This is a genomic window from Sphingomonas longa (assembly GCF_016892685.1).
GTDB lineage: Bacteria > Pseudomonadota > Alphaproteobacteria > Sphingomonadales > Sphingomonadaceae > Sphingomonas > Sphingomonas longa.
The window spans coordinates 762,518-777,630 of the sequence record NZ_JAFEMC010000001.1 but is presented as its reverse complement, the minus strand read 5'-3'; the positions used below and the strand labels follow the sequence as shown (position 1 = coordinate 777,630).

14 protein-coding genes are annotated in these 15,113 nt (G+C 68.0%); 7 read left to right on the top strand and 7 right to left on the bottom strand.

Annotation, left to right across the window (positions count from 1 at the left end; genetic code table 11):
• Window positions 1–12 precede the first annotated feature (12 nt).
• Complete coding sequence (locus tag ILT43_RS03760; RefSeq protein WP_204195006.1) at window positions 13–486, top strand: MarR family winged helix-turn-helix transcriptional regulator; 474 nt, start codon at window positions 13–15, stop codon at window positions 484–486.
• 105 nt (window positions 487–591) lie between these two features.
• Here ILT43_RS03760 and rfbA read toward each other — a convergent pair whose 3' ends face one another.
• The 5 genes from rfbA to ILT43_RS03735 all read right to left on the bottom strand — a co-directional run bounded on the left by rfbA (window position 592) and on the right by ILT43_RS03735 (window position 4,684).
• Window positions 592–1,461 carry a glucose-1-phosphate thymidylyltransferase RfbA gene (rfbA, locus tag ILT43_RS03755; RefSeq protein ID WP_204195005.1) on the bottom strand — a complete coding sequence of 290 codons (870 nt, stop codon included), beginning with the start codon at window positions 1,459–1,461 and terminating at the stop codon, window positions 592–594.
• Window positions 1,458–2,357, bottom strand: a complete 900-nt coding sequence (rfbD, locus tag ILT43_RS03750; RefSeq protein WP_204195004.1) for a dTDP-4-dehydrorhamnose reductase — start codon at window positions 2,355–2,357, stop codon at window positions 1,458–1,460. The genes rfbA and rfbD overlap by 4 nt, the downstream gene beginning before the upstream one ends.
• Complete coding sequence (gene rfbB, locus ILT43_RS03745; RefSeq protein WP_204195003.1) at window positions 2,357–3,412, bottom strand: dTDP-glucose 4,6-dehydratase; 1,056 nt, start codon at window positions 3,410–3,412, stop codon at window positions 2,357–2,359. Before rfbB ends, rfbD begins: the two co-directional genes overlap by 1 nt.
• Window positions 3,413–3,422: 10 nt before the next feature.
• Window positions 3,423–3,986, bottom strand: coding sequence for a dTDP-4-dehydrorhamnose 3,5-epimerase (rfbC, locus tag ILT43_RS03740; RefSeq protein ID WP_204195002.1), 564 nt, complete (start codon window positions 3,984–3,986; stop codon window positions 3,423–3,425).
• Between the two features lie 71 nt (window positions 3,987–4,057).
• Window positions 4,058–4,684: a CAP domain-containing protein gene (locus ILT43_RS03735; protein ID WP_204195001.1), complete on the bottom strand. Its 627-nt coding sequence runs from the start codon at window positions 4,682–4,684 to the stop codon at window positions 4,058–4,060.
• A 261-nt stretch (window positions 4,685–4,945) separates the two neighbouring features.
• Here ILT43_RS03735 and ILT43_RS03730 point away from each other — a divergent pair, with 261 nt between their 5' ends.
• The 3 genes from ILT43_RS03730 (at window position 4,946) to ILT43_RS19435 (ending at window position 7,851) form a co-directional block, all read left to right on the top strand.
• Window positions 4,946–5,905: a PEPxxWA-CTERM sorting domain-containing protein gene (locus tag ILT43_RS03730; protein ID WP_204195000.1), complete on the top strand. Its 960-nt coding sequence runs from the start codon at window positions 4,946–4,948 to the stop codon at window positions 5,903–5,905.
• Window positions 5,906–6,036: 131 nt separating this feature from the next.
• The gene (locus tag ILT43_RS03725) at window positions 6,037–6,273 is read left to right on the top strand and encodes a hypothetical protein (protein WP_204194991.1); all 237 of its coding nucleotides are present in this window, start codon (window positions 6,037–6,039) and stop codon (window positions 6,271–6,273) included.
• A gap of 243 nt (window positions 6,274–6,516) precedes the next feature.
• A complete protein-coding gene (locus tag ILT43_RS19435) occupies window positions 6,517–7,851 on the top strand; it encodes a sugar transferase (protein WP_239473867.1) in 1,335 nt (444 codons plus the stop codon).
• A gap of 789 nt (window positions 7,852–8,640) precedes the next feature.
• Here the strand turns inward: ILT43_RS19435 and ILT43_RS03715 are convergent.
• Both ILT43_RS03715 and ILT43_RS03710 read right to left on the bottom strand, forming a co-directional pair.
• The gene (locus tag ILT43_RS03715) at window positions 8,641–9,984 is read right to left on the bottom strand and encodes an HlyD family type I secretion periplasmic adaptor subunit (protein ID WP_204194987.1); all 1,344 of its coding nucleotides are present in this window, start codon (window positions 9,982–9,984) and stop codon (window positions 8,641–8,643) included.
• A gap of 6 nt (window positions 9,985–9,990) precedes the next feature.
• Window positions 9,991–11,718 (bottom strand): ATP-binding cassette domain-containing protein, encoded by a 1,728-nt coding sequence (locus ILT43_RS03710; RefSeq protein ID WP_204194926.1) that lies wholly within the window; start codon window positions 11,716–11,718, stop codon window positions 9,991–9,993.
• Window positions 11,719–12,009: 291 nt separating this feature from the next.
• Between ILT43_RS03710 and ILT43_RS03705 the strand changes: the two genes are divergently transcribed.
• The 3 genes from ILT43_RS03705 to ILT43_RS03695 all read left to right on the top strand — a co-directional run bounded on the left by ILT43_RS03705 (window position 12,010) and on the right by ILT43_RS03695 (window position 15,081).
• Window positions 12,010–12,870, top strand: coding sequence for a peptidyl-prolyl cis-trans isomerase (locus ILT43_RS03705; RefSeq protein WP_204194906.1), 861 nt, complete (start codon window positions 12,010–12,012; stop codon window positions 12,868–12,870).
• A 132-nt stretch (window positions 12,871–13,002) separates the two neighbouring features.
• Window positions 13,003–14,187, top strand: coding sequence for an outer membrane beta-barrel protein (locus tag ILT43_RS03700; protein ID WP_204194898.1), 1,185 nt, complete (start codon window positions 13,003–13,005; stop codon window positions 14,185–14,187).
• 30 nt (window positions 14,188–14,217) lie between these two features.
• Complete coding sequence (locus ILT43_RS03695; RefSeq protein ID WP_204194891.1) at window positions 14,218–15,081, top strand: SLBB domain-containing protein; 864 nt, start codon at window positions 14,218–14,220, stop codon at window positions 15,079–15,081.
• Window positions 15,082–15,113: the final 32 nt, after the last annotated feature.

The window sequence follows — 15,113 nt, the reverse complement described above, 5'->3', positions numbered from 1 at the left end:
ACGATCTCGGCAATGGACCAACCGACGCTGCGCCTCGACGAATTCCTGCCGTTCCGGCTGTCCTATACGTCGAACCTCGTCAGCGAGACGGTGGCGCAGATCTATATCGCGCTGTTCGACCTGCGCATTCCGGAGTGGCGGATCATCGCGGTGGTCGCCGAGCATGACGGGATCAGCCAGCAGGCGATCGGTGCGCGGACGCGTATGGACAAAGTCACCGTCAGCCGCGCGGCGATCGCGCTGACCGGGCGGGGTCTGCTGGAGCGGGCGGCGAATCCGGACGACAAACGGTCGCATCTGCTGGTGCTGTCGGCGGCGGGACGCGCGCTCTATGCCGATGTCGCGCCCAAGGCGCTGGAGGTGGAGCGATCGATCTTCGCGGCGTTCGGGGCAGGGGAACTGGAGGCGTTTCGGGCGACGTTGCGGCGGATCGACGCGGTGGTGGCGGGGATGGGGGCGGGGTTGCCAATGGGCTTGGGAGAGTAGGTGGGCGCGCTTTCGCGATGGCTGGCGACCACCTCAACCCGTCCTCCCAGCTTCCGCTGGGATGACGGACGTGATGATTAATTCGGGCGATGAGCCGGTGAGGGGTCAGCGGCCCTCGTTCACGGCGTTGATGATGGCTTTGCCGTATGCGGTCTTTTTGAACACTTCGCCTCTGGCCCGTGCCTGATCGGCGGAGATGAAGCCTTGCTGGAAGGCGATTTCCTCGAGGCAGGCGACCTGGATGCCCTGGCGGTGCTGGATGGTGCGGACGAATTCGGAGGCTTCGAGGAGCGAGTCGTGGGTGCCGGTGTCGAGCCAGGCATAGCCGCGGCCCATCTGTTCGACGAACAGGTCGCCGGCCTGCATGTACAGGCGGTTGAGGTCGGTGATCTCGAGCTCGCCGCGGGCTGAGGGCTTGAGGTCGCGGGCGAACTGTACGACGCGGTTGTCGTAGAAATACAGGCCGGTGACCGCGTAGTTCGACTTGGGCGCGGCGGGCTTCTCCTCGAGGCTGATCGCGCGGCCACCTTCGAGTTCGACGACGCCGTAGCGCTCCGGATCGTCGACGCGGTAGGCGAAGACGGTCGCGCCGTCCTTGCGTGCGACGGCGCTGGCGAGCAGGTCGGTGAGGTGCGCGCCGAAGAAGATGTTGTCGCCCAGCACCAGCGCGACGTTGTCGTCGCCGATGAAGTCCGCACCGATCGTGAAGGCCTGCGCGAGCCCCTCGGGCCGGGGTTGCTCGGCATACTGGATGGTCAGGCCGAGTAGCGAGCCGTCGCCGAACAGCTGGCGGTAGTTGGGCAGGAATTCGGGGCTGGAGATGATCAGCACGTCGCGGATGCCGGCGAGCATCAGCACCGACAGCGGATAGTAGATCATCGGCTTGTCGTAGACCGGCAGCAGCTGCTTGTTGATCGCCAGCGTCGCCGGGTGGAGCCGGGTGCCGGAGCCGCCGGCGAGGATGATGCCCTTCATGCGGGTACTCCCAGGAGTTCGTCGAGGATGTCGGAGAGCGCCGCCTGCCAGTCGCGCGGGCGGATGCCGTAGGCGCGCTCGATGGCGCTGTGGCCGAGCAGCGAATTCATCGGCCGGCGCGCAGGCGTCGGATAGTCCGCGGTCGCGATCGGCTGGACGGCGGGGGCGGGGCCACCGCGCAGGGCCGCCTGCCGGAAGATCTCCTCGGCGAAGCCCGCCCAGCTGGTCGCGCCGGCGTTGGAGAAGTGGAAGGTGCCGACGGGCGCGTCCGTGCGCTCGACCAACCGCACCGCGATCGTCGCGAGTGCCGCGGCGAGATCGGTCGCCGAGGTCGGGCTGCCATGCTGGTCGGCGACGACCGACAGGGTGGGGCGGTCCGCCCCGACGCGCAGCATCGTCTTGATGAAGTTATGCCCGGTCGCGCTGACGACCCACGCGGTGCGGACGATGACGTGGCGCGGGGTGCCGGTGCGGACCGCCAGCTCGCCGCCCAGCTTGGAGGCCCCGTAGACGTTGAGGGGTGCGACCGCATCGTTGACCTCCCAAGCGCCGTCCTTGTCGCCGGGAAAGACATAGTCGGTCGACACCTGCACCAGCGGGATATCCGCCGCCCTGCACGCCGCAGCGAAAGCGGCGGGCGCCAGCGCGTTGACCGCCCAGGCGGTGACGAGGTCGTCCTCCGCCTTGTCGACCGCGGTGTAGGCGGCGCCGTTGATCACCGCGGCGAAGGGCTGGCCATCATGGCCGGCCGCGACCCTTGCGACGATGGCGGCGGTGTCGGTCAGGTCGAGATCGGCCGCATCGCTGGTGACGACATGGTAGCCGTCGGGCCAGACATGTTTGGCGAGCGCGGTGCCGAGCTGGCCGCCGCCCCCGGTGACGAGGATATAGCGCATCAGGCGGCGAGGCCGCGACGCTGGTCGGCCTGCCGCTCGTCGACGATGGCGCGCCACCACGCCTCGTTGTCGAGGTACCAGCGCACCGTCTTGGCGATGCCGGTCTCGAACGTCTCGGCAGGCTCCCAGCCGAGTTCGTGGCGGATGCGGGATGCGTCGATCGCATAGCGCGCGTCGTGGCCGGGACGGTCGGCGACGAAGCCGATCTGCTTGGTGTAGCTCTCGCCGTCGGCGCGCGGGCGAAGATCGTCGAGGATGGTGCAGATCGTCTCGACCACCGACAGGTTCGTCTTCTCGTTGTTGCCGCCGACATTGTAGCTGCGCCCCGGTGCGCCGCGCTCGAACACGGCGCGCAGCGCGCGGACGTGATCCTCGACGTAGAGCCAGTCGCGCACGTTCGCGCCGCGGCCGTAGACGGGCAGCGTCTCGCCCGCGAGCGCCTTGACGATCATCAGCGGGATGAGCTTCTCGGGGAAGTGATACGGCCCGTAATTGTTCGAGCAGTTGGTCACCACCACCGGCAGGCCGTAGGTGTGGCCCCAGGCGCTGACGAGATGGTCGGAGCCTGCCTTCGACGCCGAATAGGGCGAGCGCGGGTCGTAGGGCGTGTCCTCGGTGAACAGCCCCTCGTCACCTAGCGATCCGTAGACCTCGTCGGTGGAGATGTGGTGGAAGCGGAAACGTGCGCGCGCGTCCTCGTCCAGGCCCGACCAGTAGGTGCGCGCGGCGTCGAGCAGCGTGAAGGTGCCGACGATGTTGGTCTGGATGAACGCGCCCGGCCCGTCGATCGAGCGGTCGACATGGCTCTCGGCGGCCAGATGCGTGATGACGTCGGGGCGGAACCCGGCGAGTGTCTTCGCGACCAGTTCGGCATCGCCGATATCGCCCTGCACGAAGCGGTAGCGCGGGCTGTCGGACACCGCCTCGACGGTCGTCAGCGTGCCGGCATAGGTGAGCTTGTCGAAGTTCAGCACCTCGTGCTCGCTGTCCGCGATGAGGTGCCGGACGAGCGCCGAGCCGATGAAGCCGGCCCCGCCGGTGACGAGTACGCGCATGGAAGTGACCTCAGGAAAGCGGCGCCAGCGGGCGGCCGTCATAGAAAAAGGGGCTGTCGAAGGCGGCGAGCGCGGGCTGGGCCGCGTCCTTGGCCGACAGCTCCGGCGTCGTGCCGGCGGGCAGCGGCCAGTCGATGCCGCAGCTGTCCCACGCAATGCCGCCGTCGCACTCGGGCGCGTACAGGTCGGAGCATTTATACGCGACCTCGGTATCGGGCTCCAGCGTCACGAAGCCGTGCGCGAAGCCGACGGGCACGAACAGCTGGTGGCCGTTCTCCGCCGACAGCTCGGCCCCCACCCACCGGCCATAGGTCGGCGAGCCTGCGCGCAGGTCCACCGCGACGTCGAAGATGCGCCCGCGCAGGCAGCGCACCAGCTTGTCCTGCGCATGCGGCGGGGTCTGGAAGTGCAGGCCCCGAAGCGTGAACGCGGGCACCGACAGCGAGTGGTTGTCCTGCACGAAGCGACAGGCGATGCCGGCTTCCGCGAAGGTGCGCTCGTTGTACACTTCCATGAACCAACCCCGCGCATCGCCGTGGCGACGCGGGCGGATCAACTGGACGGGATCGGTCATCGGTGCGGCATACCCCCGGATGGCTGCGTTCGCGCGCCGCTTAGACTATCCGGCGCTCCGGGGAAACGTCCTCAGCCGGATAGGGGGCGGCCGTCTTTCGTTCGCGCGACGGTAATGACGCACATGTAGCGGTACACGGGGTGCGCGCCGCACGAGACGCCGGCGTAGCGGATGCTGCCGTCGAAGATCAGCGTGCGGTGCCCGCGATCGGCTACGCCGTCGTCGACGACCAGTTGTCGCACCACATCGGCGGCGTCTTCGGAGCCGTAGGCGATGACCTCGCCGACATACTGGCCGCCGCCGCGCCGCCGGACGCGGTCGCCGGGTGTGCTGCCGTCCGGACCGTCATGCCCCACGGCGCCGTCGCGTTGCTGTTCGACCTGGTGATCGTTGGCGGCGGCAGCGAGCGCGACGGCGGGGGAGAGCGGCGCGCGGCGGTTGTGGCGGACGACGAACTCGATAGCCTCATCGACGGGGGCGACCCCCTCGACCGTGAGATAGCGGTTGGCGGTGGCGGGGCTGACGATCACCCGGTCGCGATAGTAGCCGCGATACGCCCGCAGCGACTCGGCATAGCGGACCGGATCGGTCCGGGCGCGGTTGAGCTCGGCGAGCACGTCGATCGCCATCCGCTGCTCCAGCGGCAGGACGGACGTGAAGGATGCATGCAGGGCGACGATGAGCGGCAGCAGCGGCATGGCGGTTCCGTGGTTGCGACCGACGGAATGGCTTCCCGTCGCATCCCGAATGGAACCGGACCGTTGAAAACGTTGCGAACAGGGCTGGTGAACGGGATTCTAACCAGTTTCCTGCGTCGTTTTGCACCATGGCGCGTTGCAACGTGAAGCGAATGATTTTGACATATATTAGGGCTCGGCGCATGGTCGAGTTTGGGAGGATGTGGGTTGGCCCTGTCGCTTTTGTCCAAGGCTGCTTTGTGCGTATGCCCGCCCGCCCTGATGGCGACGGCGGTCGCGACCGTGCCTGCCGCCAAGCGGGCGGTCCATCACGCGACGGCGCCCAAGCCCAAGGCCGTGGCGCGCCCGGCCAAGCGGGCGGTCGAACAGCCACGTCTGGTGCGTGCATCGATGCCGCCGCGGGAATTCATTTGCGATCCGATTATCGGGCCCGGCAACGGCATCATCAGCGCGCCGATCGTACCGCTGGTGAGCTTCGCGTCGCCCATTCCGGATGAGCCGATCGTCGGACTGGGGTCGCCGGGTGGCGCGACCGCGACTCCGATCGTGCCGGCCGGCTTCACCCCGATCGGTGCTCCCGGCGGGGGCGGTGGTGGCGTGATCGTCCCGCCGACACCCACGCCGACGCCGGAGCCCACCGCGGTGCCGACCCCGGAGCCGACCATGGCCCCGACCGCGACGCCGACCGTTGCACCAACGCCGGGACCGACGGACGCGCCGACTCCCGAACCCACCGTCGCGCCAACGCCGGAACCGACCGTCGGTCCGCCGGGGACGCCCCCGGTCGGCACCGTGCCGGAACCGTCGGTATGGCTGATGCTGATCCTGGGCTTCGGCCTGCTCGGAGCCGGGCTGCGGCATCGGCGCAACGGGCGCATCACCGCGCGGGGACTTGCCCCGCAGGTCGTCGCCGCCGGTGCATTGTGGGCCGGCGCCACGCCGATCGCGGCGGGCGACATGGCGGCGACGCTGGCGACGCAAGCGGCGGCCCAATCGGCTGGCACCGGTCTGGCGGGCAAGCTGATGCTGTGCGTCTGCCCGGCCGTGCTGACCGCAGGGACGGTGATGACGGTGCCCCCGGTTCGCAACGCCGTCCACACGGCGACGAGCCCCGCGGGTGTCCGGCCGATCCGCAACCTTTGCGTCGAATCGCCCGCACCGGTCGAGGGACCGGCGCCGTTCGTTGCGGCGATCACGCCTCAGGAACCGGCCGCCGGTTGACGTCCTCTCGCTGCCCTAGGGCGGGAACGGTACCGGCTTAACGATTGCTCAACCCTGACACGTCATCGTGGCCTTCCCTTACGAAGGCACCGATGATGATGGCACCGCGTCAAGCGCCCGATCCGCGAGCAATGCCCGCCACGGGACCGGCCGATGCCGTTCCGGTCGAATATGATGCCGGCGGACAGATCGCCGACCTTCAGGCGGAGATCGAACGGCGCATGCGGGCCGACCTCCGTCTGCCGTCGCCCGACACCGGGGCGGACCGGGTCGAGGCAGCGATCCAGCGTTTGTCGGTTGCCGGCGGGTATCTGGCACTCGGGGCCGGATACATCGCTGCGGCGGCCGCCTGGTTCTATCTGGCATGACCGCATAACAACGACGAGCCGGGGCAGCGTCGTGCTGCGCTGCAAAATAAGCAGGGGTGTGCGCTGTTCAGCTTTGGCACGATCTGCTAATGCTATGACCAATTCGAGCCGCGATGACAGGCCCGGATGAGCGTACAGGGACATCCCGGACTCGCCATGTGGGCCGTGGGCAGGGGTATGTAGACGATGAACGCCGCGTCGCGTGCTATAGAAGGGACGCCCATCGACAGTGCGGAAACGCCGATGTCGATGATGTCGCGCCAGGCACGCCGCTACCGCTATTATGCAGCGCTGGCGGTATCCGATATCATGTCAATTTTCCTCGGCTTCGAGATCGGCGGCATGCTCCGCGCCACGACCCCCTACACCAACGGTTTTCTGCTGGCGACGATGACCGCGCCGATCTTCCTGTTCTTTGCGTTCAACAACGGTTCGTACGGCAATCAGGCACTGATCGACTGGCGCACCGGGTTGCAGCGTGCAATCATGGCCCTGTTCGAGGCGCTGGCGCTCGTCCTGTTCGTGGCGTTTTTCCTTCAGACGAGTTCGGTCGTGTCGCGGCTGGTGTTCGGCAGCGGATCCGCGCTGAGCCTGATGTTCCTGATCGGCGGGCGGTGGCTGCTGCACCGACGCGTGCGGAGCAGGCTTGCGACGATGCGCAGCGAGCTGGTGATCCTCGACCGTTGCGAGATCGATCCGATCCCCGGCGCGCATGTGATCGATGCCGATGCGTTCGGACTGCGGCCGGACCCGCGCGATCCGATGATGCTGAACCGGCTGGGCTCGATCGTCCGCGGCGCGGATTATGTCTTCGTCTGCTGCCGCCTCGAAGATCGCGCCCAGTGGGCGCATCTGCTGAAGGGCACGGATGTACCGGCGCACGTGATGGCGCCGGAATTCGATCAGATGGGTGCGACGCGGCTCGGACGGTTCCACGGTCATCCGACGATGCAGGTGTCGACCGGCGTGATGAACCTGCGCGACCGTTTCATGAAGCGGACGATGGATCTGGTGCTGACGGTGCCGGCGATCGTCGTGCTGACGCCGGTGCTGCTGGCGATCGCCCTGGCGATCAAGCTCGACAGTTCCGGGCCGGTGCTTTTCAAGCAGCAACGGCTGGGGCGTGGCAACCGTCTGTTCGAGCTGTACAAATTTCGGTCGATGCGCACCGAGACGTGCGACGCGAATGGCGATGCGTCGACGGCGCGCAACGACGCGCGGATCACGCGGGTCGGCAGGATCATCCGCGCGACCAGCCTCGACGAACTGCCGCAGTTGATCAACGTCCTGCGCAGCGACATGAGCCTGGTCGGACCGCGCCCGCACGCATTGGGCTCGCTCGCCGGGCTGGAATTATTCTGGGATGTCGATCAGCGGTACTGGCACCGGCATGCGCTGAAGCCCGGCATCACCGGACTGGCGCAGGTGCGGGGCCACCGCGGTGCGACGTTGAAGCGGGACGACCTGATCAACCGGTTGCAGTCGGACCTCGAATACTTCGAGCGCTGGACGCTCTGGCGGGACATTGGCATCCTGTTGTCGACGGCCAAGGTCGTGGTGCATCGGAACGCGTTCTGAGCGGAAGGGGATGGTCGATCCCGTTATCCGGCGTGCTCGATCCTTGCGGTGATCGCTGCTGCGTGTTTCGTGCGGTTCCAAGTGGGTGATACCCCTCCTGCCGTGCTGGAATTCTGACTCGTCGGGTTTTCCCCGCAGGCTTCATCTCACCAGTTCTCGCGCCTGACCTGTTCGATACTGATCGCGTTCGATTGGGGCCGGGGCTTGCCCGGCATCCTGTGTGCTCCCGCGGAGGCGGGAGCCCAGTACTGGGTCCCCGCCTTCGCGGGGACACATGATCTCTGCGTGTAGCACGGGGATGCGCATCCGCTTGGGCAGGGGGCTGGGGCATCTGGCTTGATGGTCATCCACCCCTGCCGCTCGGCCTAGGCTTGCCGAAGCCGGCCGGAGCGGTGTCGCGGTTTGCGTCCGGCGTCATGGTGTCGAATGTCGGCAGAGCGGGGTCCGAACGGGGCAACGCCCGTCTTGTTGCGCCGGCACCTGGGTCGTGGGGTTTTTTGGCAGACTTCATCTCACCGCATCTCACCCCTGACTGTTCGATACCGATCGCGTTCGTTTGGGGCGGGGCTTTCCCGGCATTCCATGTGCTCCCGCGAAGGCGGGAGCCCAGGACTGGGTCCTCGCTTTCGCAGGGACACGTGATCGCTCCATGTCGGAAGGGGGCGGCACCGACTTGTTCCGGGGTCTGGAGCGTATCGTTCAACGGTGTTTGAGTCCCGGCGAACATACGTCGCGCAAACGGCCGCCGAACCGGGGTCCGACGGCCGTCGCGGGTCCGGTCGAAGCGGATCAGTTCTCGCGGAAGGCGCGGCTGAGCTGATCGCGAAGGGGTTTGGTGATGTAGGACAGGAGTGAGCGGTCGCCGGTCTGGACGAACGCGTCGACGGGCATGCCGGGGACGAGCTTGAGGCTGCCGAGGCGCTGCAACTGGCCCGGCGCGATCGCGAGTTCGACCTTGTAGAAGGCGCTGCCGGTGCGTTCGTCGGTGGTGCGCTCGGCGGCGACGCGGCGTAGCACGCCGTCGAGTTGCGGCGTCGTCTGCTGGTTGAACGCGGTGAAACGCAGCGTCGCGTGCTGGCCGATATGGAGCTGGTCGATGTCCGCGGGGCTGACCTTCGCCTCGATGACCATGCGGTCGGCGTCGGGGACGATCGAGACGATCGTCTGCGCCGCCGGAACGACGCCGCCGATCGTGCTGTAGCCGAGGTCGCTGACCACGCCGTCGCTCGGCGCGCGCAGGATCGAACGATCGAACGTATCGCTGGCGGACACGTGGCGCACCTGCTGGTCGCCCAGCTTGGTGACGACATCGGCCAGCTCGGTCGCGGCCTGACTGCGGGCGTCCTGGCTGAGCTGGATCGACGCCTGACGCAGTTCGGCGATGTGCGCCCTGATCTGGGCGATCTGGGCGCGGAGCGAGGCGGCGCCGCCGTCGAGTTCGACCGCGGTACGCTCGAGCTGGTTCATACGCGCGACGGTCACGAGGTTCTTGGCGTACAGGGCGCGGACGCCCTCGCGCTCCGGCTCGATCAGCGCCGACTGGCGGTGGGAGGCAGCGACCTGCGCCTGCAGCCCGGCGATCTGTTCGTTCGCCTGACGCACGCGCTCCACAAATTGCGCCTGCTGACCGGCGCGCGCCTGTTGGCGGAGGCGGAAGAGGCGGGTTTCCTCGACCATCGCCGCTTGCGCGTCGGCCGCGGTGCTGGCGGTGAGTTCGGCGGGATAGACGATCGACGACAGGCCGTCGCGCTCCGCGGTCAGCCGCGCACGGGCGGCGAGCAACTGGTCATAGGTCTGCGCCGAAGTGCTGGCGCTGACGCCGGCAACGGTCGTGTCGAGGCGCATCAATGGCTGGCCGCGCTTCACCCGGTCGCCGTCGTGGACGAACACCTGCGCGATGACGCCGCCGGTCGGATGCGCGATCTTCTTGACCTTCGACGCGACGGAGACTTCGCCATAGCCCATCACGGCGCCGGTGATCGGCACGAAGGCAGCCGCGGCGACGAGGCCGGCGGCGAGGACGCCCACCGCCGCCATGCCGAAGCGCACGGTGCGGCCGACATCGGCCTGCGGATCGTCGAACAGCGACAGTTCGCGCTCGGCGACGAAAGGGACTGGGTATTGATAGGACACGGGCGTTTACTCCTTCGCCGTGGCGAGTTCGGGGGTCTGCTGACGCTGACGATTGGCGGCGCGGGCCTCGGCAAGGCGGCGGCGCACCTCGTCCTTGGGGCCAAAATCCTGCATCCGGCCGGCGCGCAGCAGCAGCAGCAGATTGGCCTCGTCGATCATAGCGGCGGCATGGCCGACCGCGACGACGATACCGCCGCGCGCACGGACGCCGCGGATTGCGGCGGCGAGGGCGGCGTGGCTTTCCGCATCCGCGTGGGCAGCGGGATCGTCCAGGACGACGACGAACGGATCGCCGTGCAGGGCGCGGGCGAGTGCGATCCGCTGACGCTCGCCGGCGGAGAGGTCGCCGTCGAACGGGCCGACGATTGTGTCGTAGCCGCGCGGCAGACGGACGATCATGTCGTGGATGCCGGCGGCGCGGGCGGCGGCGAGCACGGCGGCGGGGTCGGCGGCGGGATCGAATGCGGCGATGTTCTGCGCGACGGTGCCCTCGTACAGCTCGGCCGATTGCGGGAGGTAGCCGATGTGGTGGGCGAGGGCGCTGGCCTCCCATTGGTCGAGCGTGCCGCCGTCGAGGCGGATCTTGCCGACTGTGGGCGTCCAGCCGCCGACCAGCGCCCGCAGCAACGCCGACTTGCCGGCCGCCATCGGTCCGGCGACGACGAGCACGTCGCCGGCGGACAGGTCGAAGCCGATCTCGCGCAGGATCACCCGGCGCGTCTCCTGTACGACGAGCGACAGCGTGTCGACCGTCAGCGACCGGGTCGGCGCGGGGAGCGGCAGGCGGGCTGCGGGATGCGGCAGGGCAGCCAGCAGCGAATCGACGTGGCGCCATGTGGCACGCGTCTCGGCAAGTGAATCGACCGTCGTCATCGCCCCGGCGAGGGCGACGAGCGAGCGTTGCGTGACGAACGCGGCGGCGGCGATCGCCCCGACGCTGGCCGCATCGTAGATCGCCATGACGCTGCCGACTGCGATCGCGACGACCCAGCCGAGCAGCGCGAGCATCGCACCCGTGATGTGACGACGGCCTGCGGCGAGGTCGACGCGCTGGGCGAGTGCGGCGGTACGCTGACCGGCGCGGCGGCGGGCGGCGGCGGCATGATCGTGCATGCCGAGCGCGCGCAGCAGGACGGGGTCGCCGACGTCGAGCACCGATTCGGTCGCAGCGTCCTCGCGCGCGGCGTGCGCGGTCCGCGCTGCGGTCGTGGCGCGGACGAGCAGCGCCGTCATGACGCTCGCCGCGATCAGCCACGCGACCGCCAGCCAGACGCCGAGGCACAGCAGCACCGGCAGCGCGACGGGCAGGACGGCGAGATCGAGGAAGGCGACGACACCCCGACCGGCGATGAAGGCCCGGATGGTCTGGAGCTGGTTCAGTGCGGTGATCGCGCGGCGGGCGGTGCGGGGGTCCGCGGCCTGGGTCATCGCGCGCGCCAGCTGCTCCTCGGCCCGGACGAAGAGGTTCGCGCCGATGCGGGCGAGCAGCCGGGTCCGCAGTCGCGCCATACCGACCGCCAGGCCGATCCCGCCCAGCATCATCGCGACTATGCCGCCGATCGTCGCACCGCTGCGGCTGGCGAGCGCGACGTCGAACAGCATCATCAGGTACAAGGCGGCGGCGACCGGGAGCAGGGTGAGGCCGAACGTCAGCGCGGCGACGGCGGCACCGGCGCGGCGCGACCGGCCGAGCATCGCGCGAAGGCTGGAGCCGGGGGCGGCGGAAGGGTTCATCGGGTTGGCTCGCGAGGGGGAGGGCGTTGCCGAAATCCCTACGCAACCATGTTTAAGAAGCTGATAACCAGCGGTTCGTTCGACACGATGTCGCTCCGCCGATAGGCACGACGTGACGCAAGCGACGATTATCGTGCGAATACGGGACAGTCGTGGCCGCTGCGCCACGCCCGACAGGACAAAGAGCGTTAATGGCGCCCGCCCGCTTCTCTTGTGCGGCTATCTGCGCTAGTCGCGGCGATCGATATTGGGGTGGAGGGACAAAGCATGCGTTCTGGAGGGTTGATCGCCGTGGCCGGTTTGGCCGCGATGCTGTCGGCATGCGGCGGTGGCGGCGGAACGCCGACCGGCCAGGTGGTCGCGACCGTCGACGGTCAGGAGATCACGGCCAACGAGCTGCGCATGGAACTGGGCGGCGCGAAGGCTCCCAATCCCGGAGCGCAGAAGGAACTGGAGCGGCGCGCGCTTCAGTCGATCGTCAATCGCAAGCTCCTCGCGAAGGCGGCGGCCGACCAGAAGCTGGATCAGGCGCCCGAATTCGCGATGCAGAAGGCCAAGGCCGACGAGCTGGTCGCGATCTCCGCACTGGAGCGCAAGCTGGCCGCCGCGGTGCCGCAGCCGAGCAAGCAGGAAGCCGAGCGTTACGTGTCCGATCACCCGGACAGCTTCGCCCAGCGCAAGCTGTTCGTTGTCGATCAGGTCGTCGCGCCGGGCGTTCCGCAGGCGGTGTTGCGCGAGATGCAGCCGCTGAAGACGCTCGATCAGGTCGAGAATTTGCTGACCCAGCGCGGTGTGCCGCATCAGCGCGCGGTCGGCGCGATCGACGGCGCGACCAGCGATCCGGAGATGGTGAAGAAGATCTCCGCCCTGCCGGCCGGCGAAGTCTTCGTCGTTCCGAATCAGGGCGGTGTCCTGATCAATCAGGTCCGCGAAGCGCGCACTGATCCGTTCACCGGCGATCGTGCCGTCGCGGTTGCGCAGCAGATGCTGCGCCAGCGCAAGACGGCGGAGATGGTCCGCAGCCAGATGCAGCAGATCGCGGCGCAGGGCGCTTCCACGGTCAAGTACAACGCCGATTACGGCCCGCCGGCCGGTGCACCCGGCACAGCCGGAGCGCCCAAGGGCGGCGCGGCTCCGGCGGCCACCAAGTAACGAAGATGGTGCGGGTCCGGCGACGGGCCCGCGCCCCGCGCTTCGCCTCGGGAGGGCGGAGGCGGACGACGACAGACAGCCGGGGGCGGGCGAATGATGAAGACGGGCCGGACGACCATTATCGTGAGCGCCATGTTGGGCGCTACGGCGGCCCATGCGCAGACGGCGGCGCCGGAGCGGCATTTCACCGCCGGCGTGCGCGCCACGGCCACGTACGATTCGAACGTTTCGCGTACCAGCGCCGAACTGCGCGAACGGCGTGGCCTGTCCAAGGATGACATGCGCTACACACCCTCGCTGACGATCGACGCGCTGTTGCCGCTCGGCCGCCAGTCGCTGTCGCTGGTCGGTCTGGTCGGATATGACTTCTACCAGAACAACACGCGCCTCAACAGCGAGCGGGTCAGCCTGGACGGGGCGGCGGGGTTTCAGCTGTCGCGTTGCAACGGCGCCTTCACCGCCAACTATGCACGACGCCAGAGCGACCTGGGGGACCTGTTCTTCATCACCGATCCGGGTGGCAACATCTCCTCGCGCGTCCGCAATCAGGAAGACATCAAAACGATCGGGCTGAGCGCCTCGTGCGGCGGCGCGATCGGGATCAAGCCGACGGCGTCCGTTCAGCAGACGTGGGTCGACAACAGCGCCGGCGTCCGTCGCATCTCCGACTATAATTCCACATCCGCGCAGGCGGGCCTCGCCTATTCGCGACCGACCTTCGGCCTGCTGACCTTGTTCGGCAGCTATTCGACGACCTCCTTCCCGAACCGCTCGACGCTGGTCGGTCTGGCGGGTAGCGACGGGTTCAAGAGCAAGGGTGGCGGCGTCCGGTTCGAACGGTCGATCGGATCGCGCCTGTCGGGACTGGTCGAGGTCAGCTACACGTCCACGGACTCGCAGCGGAGCGTCAACGACTTCTCCGGCATCACCTATCGCGGCCAGATCATGCAGAAGGTCGGGACGAGCCTGTTGTGGACGTTCGATCTGTCGCGCGCGGTACAACCGTCGAACCGCGTCGACGCGAATTATTCGGTCGAGGAATTCTATTCCTTCAATGCCGATTACGCTCTGTCCGACCGGGCGGGCCTGAACCTGAATCTCTTCGCCCGCGACCGCAATTATCGCGGCGGCTTTCTGGTGCTGGGTCCATCGCTTGTTAATGACAAGACCCGTAGCGTCACGATCGGCGGTCGATATCGTCTGTTGCGCAAGATCAACCTGACGCTGGCGGCGACGCGCGAGTCGCGGCAGGCGAACGGAACGGTCTTCGACTACAAGAGCACACGGGTCGTGACGGGGATCGCGACGACCTTTTGATACTATTCCATAAGAGGAACAGGGCGTTCGATGTTGACGCAATTCTGGAACACGTTGGCCGGCTCGGCCGGCACCGCAGCCATCCTGGCGCTCTCGATGCCGGCAGTCGCGACGGCGCAGTCCGCGCCGGTCCGACCGACCGCGTCGACTCCGCCCACCGCCGCGACGGCGCCCGCGGCCAAGCCGACCGGCGACACCGGCTACATCCTCGGCACGGGCGATGTGATCGAAGTCAATGTCGTCGGGCGTGAGGATTACAAGGCCCGCGTTCGCGTGCAGACGGACGGTACGGTGGCACTGCCGCTGATCGGGTCGCTGACCGCAACCGGCAAGACCACGCTGCAACTCTCCGCTGACATCGTGAAGGCGTTGAAGGCGGGCGGTTATTACGAGAAGCCGGTTATCAGCGTCGAGATCGCGTCCTATTCCAGCCGGTACGTGACGGTGCTGGGCGAAGTGGGCAGTCCCGGACTGGTGCCAATCGATCGCGCCTATCGCGTTTCGGAAATCCTGGCGCGCGTCGGCGGTGCCAAGCCCAGCGCGGCGGACGACCTGACGCTGCGGCGCGCGACCGGCGAAGAACTGAAACTGCCGATCGTCGCGCTGGCGACCGGCGGCGAGAAGGAAGATCCCTACGTCAATCCGGGCGACAAGCTGTTCCTGGCGTCGGCCGAGACCTTCTACATCTACGGTCAGGTGGCGGCACCCGGCGTCTACAAGGTCGACACCGACATGAGCCTGCGCAAGGCGCTGGCGCGTGGCGGCGGACTGACGCCGTCGGGCTCTGAGAAGCGCGTGAAGGTCTTCCGCGACGGGCAAGAGATGAAGAAGGTCGACCTGAACGCCCCGATCACCCCGGGCGATGTCGTCGTGGTCGGCGAGCGTCTGTTCTAATATCTTCCACCCACAGGTGGCGTCGAAGCATC